The sequence below is a fragment of the Cetobacterium somerae genome (genome assembly GCF_022430525.1).
GTDB lineage: Bacteria > Fusobacteriota > Fusobacteriia > Fusobacteriales > Fusobacteriaceae > Cetobacterium_A.
Map to the genome: position 1 here is coordinate 1 of NZ_CP092525.1, position 4,104 is coordinate 4,104.

At 26.3% G+C, this 4,104-nt stretch carries 5 protein-coding genes; 3 read left to right on the forward strand and 2 right to left on the reverse strand.

Annotation, left to right across the window (positions count from 1 at the left end):
• Positions 1–234 precede the first annotated feature (234 nt).
• Both MKD34_RS14055 and MKD34_RS14060 read right to left on the reverse strand, forming a co-directional pair.
• On the reverse strand, positions 235–1,404 hold the full coding sequence (locus tag MKD34_RS14055; protein ID WP_240222377.1) for a replication initiation protein: 1,170 nt from the start codon (positions 1,402–1,404) through the stop codon (positions 235–237).
• Positions 1,405–1,432: 28 nt separating this feature from the next.
• Positions 1,433–1,576, reverse strand: coding sequence for a hypothetical protein (locus MKD34_RS14060; RefSeq protein WP_240222379.1), 144 nt, complete (start codon positions 1,574–1,576; stop codon positions 1,433–1,435).
• Between the two features lie 494 nt (positions 1,577–2,070).
• Between MKD34_RS14060 and MKD34_RS14065 the strand changes: the two genes are divergently transcribed.
• The 3 genes from MKD34_RS14065 to MKD34_RS14075 are packed head-to-tail and all read left to right on the forward strand — an operon-like array spanning position 2,071 to position 3,867.
• Complete coding sequence (locus MKD34_RS14065; protein WP_240222372.1) at positions 2,071–2,352, forward strand: plasmid mobilization protein; 282 nt, start codon at positions 2,071–2,073, stop codon at positions 2,350–2,352.
• Positions 2,331–3,236, forward strand: coding sequence for a relaxase/mobilization nuclease domain-containing protein (locus tag MKD34_RS14070; protein WP_240222374.1), 906 nt, complete (start codon positions 2,331–2,333; stop codon positions 3,234–3,236). The genes MKD34_RS14065 and MKD34_RS14070 overlap by 22 nt, the downstream gene beginning before the upstream one ends.
• 10 nt (positions 3,237–3,246) lie before the next feature.
• Positions 3,247–3,867, forward strand: a complete 621-nt coding sequence (locus tag MKD34_RS14075; protein ID WP_240222375.1) for a hypothetical protein — start codon at positions 3,247–3,249, stop codon at positions 3,865–3,867.
• Positions 3,868–4,104 lie beyond the last annotated feature (237 nt).

A 4,104-nucleotide genomic window follows, 5' to 3' on the forward strand; every position in this document is an offset into this window, starting at 1 on the left:
AGGACTATAACGATTAATACTCTTAACATTTCAGAAAGCACCCCCTTTCTAGGGTAGGCAACCACTGATAAGATTATATCATAATGCAAAAAATTAAAAAAGAGCTAGTTTCTCACTCCTAGCTCTTTTTCGTACAATGCCTTCCGAACATTGAATATTAATCGTTTGTAACTTATTATAACTCTTAAATTTTTAAAAATCAATATTTTTAGTCGAATATGTTTCCCATTCAATTTATTCTCCTATTTTAAATCGATTTAAATTAGCCAAATCAAAAGCTTTTCTTAAATAAGGGTTGTGTTGTTCTCCTATTTGCTTAAGATACGCATTGTACAAATCCTCATAATCTGTTTTAGATATTTTTATTGGTAACTTTTCCAAGAGTTTGTCTAATGGCTCAATCTCTTCAGATTTTTTTGGCTCTATAATATCGATTTTAAGGGGTGTTTCAACTTCTTCTCGACCTAATGTATACCCTTGATTTTCCTTGATTTTAGCCATTTTTGAATTTTTAATATCTTCGATTTTAGCAGTTAGAATTTTAGAAAAACTTTTAATTTCTGAATTATATTTATAAAGTTCTCCAAGAGCTTTAATTATATCTTTTTCATCATATTTTTGAAGTAACTTTTCCATAGCTTTTTGAGAATAGGAATCATCAACAAATCTATTTTTTTTAGCCTTTTCTATTGAATTTAATAATTTATCTGATATTTGAGGTTCTGCAACATCAATTATATTTTTATCGGCTCTAATAAATTTAATTTCATTAACTTTTTTTCCTAATCTTTTTTCTTCAAATGAATACTCATATTTATTATCAAATTTATTAATTTCTTTTAAAGATTTATTTAAAACATATCTTTTAAAATCCTTGTATTCAGAATATTTATTTATAGTTCCAGTTATTTTTTTTAAGTCATCTAATAAAAAATTTGGAATATTAATTTTTTCATATTTTTTAAATAATTCATAAAAAACAGAAGTGTAGACACATTTAAAAGATTTTTGCTCTAATAATTTTAGAGTTGTATAATATAATTCTTTTTCTTTTTCAGTTCCACAAAGAGCTGAATAGATTGTCGGAGGAATAGCTATAAATACTCCATTATCAACTTTTTTAAATTCAGATAATAGATTAAACCCGCCCCATAATTTGCCTTTTTTGTCAAAACTTCTAATTTTTATATTTAATAAACTATCTAAATATATTGATAAATCCTCATATTTATCAGAAATTTCCAAGGCCTCAAAGATTTCTGATAAATTAATAATTATTTTATCAGATTTTTCTTGTTGAAATTTATGTAATAAAAAATTGTAAGCGAGTACCCCTTGTGTTGTTAAAGGTTGCCCTTCTATCTCGATTAATTGATTTGGTTTATATAATTCTAATTTTTCCATAAAATCACCTCAAAAATTATTATACATGTCAAAGGTGGAATTGTAAACAAACTTTTTTTCCACCTTTGACAACTTTTTTTCCACCTTTGACAACTTTTTTTCCACCTTTGACAACTTTTTTTCCACCTTTAACAACTTTTTTTCCACCTTTAGCTTTTTTTGACCCTCTCATATTTCTCAATTAGAGAGGGTTTTAAGCACTTCGCAAAAATGCCGTAAATATTATAAATACTATAAATATTACAAACAAGAAAAAAAGAGTAAGTAATTTTTTAAAAAATAAAAAAACTGGAAGAAAAAACCTCCAGTTCTTTAGTACTTAATTCAAAATAAAAGTTGATAAATCATTCTAACATAATTAAACAAAATAACAAAAAAATAAAAGATTTAAAAGCATGTTTGACAAAATAAAACCTATCGGTTATTATAATGTCAAACACAAAGACCCTATAAAAATTAAATAATTTTTATAGGACAAGATACGGGAAATTGACGTCAGCTAGGCTGACGGTCAATTGTCCCATCTTGTTAAGGGGGAAGTTCCCCCTTAAAACCCCTACAAAATATCAACCCCGATTTATTAAATCGCAGCAAAATAAATTTGCCGCAATTTAACCGCCCCATTCTTGGGGCTTAAATTTAAAAAATTAAAGGAGAATAATTCCAATGAAAAATTTATCTCTACGACTAGATGAAAAAGATTATAAAATTTTAGATATAAATGCTAAAGCTCTTGGAGTCAATAAAAATGAATTTGTAAGAAAATTAATTAGATTAAGTACCATAGAAAATATTGAGGAATTTAACGCCAATTTAAAAGAATTATTGATATTAAAAAGAGCTTTATCAAATAATATAAATCAATTGGCTAAAAGAGGGCATAATATGGCTAATTTTGAGGAAGTAAGAGAGGAGCTTGAAGAATTATGGCAGTCTTTAAAGCGATAGCAAATCCAAGTACTAAAAAGGGCGGAGCTAAATCAGCTCTTGATTATGTGGGAAAAAAATCAGATTTAACATTGGGGTTAAACTGTTCCAATGATTATGAAATTGCATTTCAAGAATTTGAAGAAACCAAAGAACAATTTAATAAATTAGATGGGCGACAGTACAAACATTATGTTTTATCTTTTGAAAAAGATTTTAATGATTCAGAACTTGCTTTGGAAATGTCAAAAACATTTTGTGAAAAAGCTTTTGAAGAACACGAAGTTTTTTTGGCAGTTCATGATGATAAAGAGAATCTTCATTGTCATATGGTTGTTAATTCTGTAAGTTTTGTTAATGGAAAAAAACACACTCAAAGTATGAAAGATTTAGATAAATATAAAGAGTTTATAAATGAAATTGGCTTAGAACATGGAATTGAAATTACCAGGAAAATTGGTAAAGAAATTGGAGAGGTAACTACCGATACAAAAGAAAAAAGAAGAGCTATAGAAAATCACTTTAATGGAGAAAAAAGAAGTGATATTGTAAATACCTATATCATTTTAACTAAAGTTTTAGAAAATGAAAAAATAAAATCTATAGATGAATTTAAGGACAAAATGGATAAAGAGGGAATTATTGTTGATTGGCAACCTCAAAGAAAACACATAACTTTAGAGGTTAAAGAAGAGTTTGCTAGTTCTCAAAAAAGAAAGTTTAGGTTATCCAATTTAAATAAAACTTTTAATGATCCAAGACTAACTAAAGAAAATTTAGAGTTTGGATTTGAATATACAAAACAAGTTGAACAAGAAAAACAAAAAGAAAAAGAGAGACAACAAGAAATACAGAAAAGAAGAGAACGTCAAAGAGAAAGAGATGATTTTGATTTAGGATTCTAAGGAGGATTTAGTGAATATATTTAAAGAGCAAAAAGAAGAGAAGAACAAAACTTTAGCAATTTTAGAAGATATGAAAAAAACTATTGAAGAGTTGAAAAAACTAGAAAAGGCTTTAAATGAAAGGGCTGATAGTTTAAATTCTAATCATAGAAGATTATCTGAAAAAGTAGAAACTTTAAATATAGCAGAAATTGGAGAATGTATTGATTCAAATAAAGAAAAGATAAAAACTCAAATAACAGAAATGGAAACGGCTGTAAAAGGCTTTAAAACACGAATAGAGGCTGAGGCTGATAAAAATATATCAAAGTATGCTAAAAAGGTTAAATGGCTTTTATATGCCCCTATAATCGGTTTTATAATGGCTTTAAGTTTAATCACTTATTTTTATTTTACAAATGTCAAATATATTGAAAATAAAACTAAAGAACTGGTAAAACAAAATGAAGAAATAAAAAAGCAAAATGGATTGTTAGCTGATAGAATCAATAATGTTTACTGGATATTAGCAGAAGACCAAAAGTTTTGGTATGATAAAGAATCTAAAGAATTTTTTATTCAAGATAATAAATGGTTAAAAGATTATAAACAAAATTTATTGAAAAATAAAAAAACTAGTCCTAAGAACTAGTTTTTTTTACTTCATTAAATTGTCGGGGGACAATTCATTAATATTATTCTAAAAAGATTGTTAATATCTTTTTTTATAAAAAAATAAATCATAAATAATTAATTATTTATGATTTATTTAAAACCGAAAGAACTCATGCGATAAATTTATCCAACTTTCTTTTCAGTTTTAAGACTAGGCGAGTGAGACACCTAGCCAGTGATTACCTAGTACCCTTTTTTATTCAGCAGAAAAAAA

Excerpts from the sequence above, each read along its gene's own strand:
- MKD34_RS14055 (WP_240222377.1), bottom strand. The coding sequence starts at position 1,404 with ATGGAAAAATTAGAATTATATAAACCAAATCAATTAATCGAGATAGAA.
- MKD34_RS14060 (WP_240222379.1), bottom strand. The coding sequence starts at position 1,576 with ATGAGAGGGTCAAAAAAAGCTAAAGGTGGAAAAAAAGTTGTTAAAGGT.
- MKD34_RS14065 (WP_240222372.1), top strand. The coding sequence starts at position 2,071 with ATGAAAAATTTATCTCTACGACTAGATGAAAAAGATTATAAAATTTTA.
- MKD34_RS14070 (WP_240222374.1), top strand. The coding sequence starts at position 2,331 with ATGGCAGTCTTTAAAGCGATAGCAAATCCAAGTACTAAAAAGGGCGGA.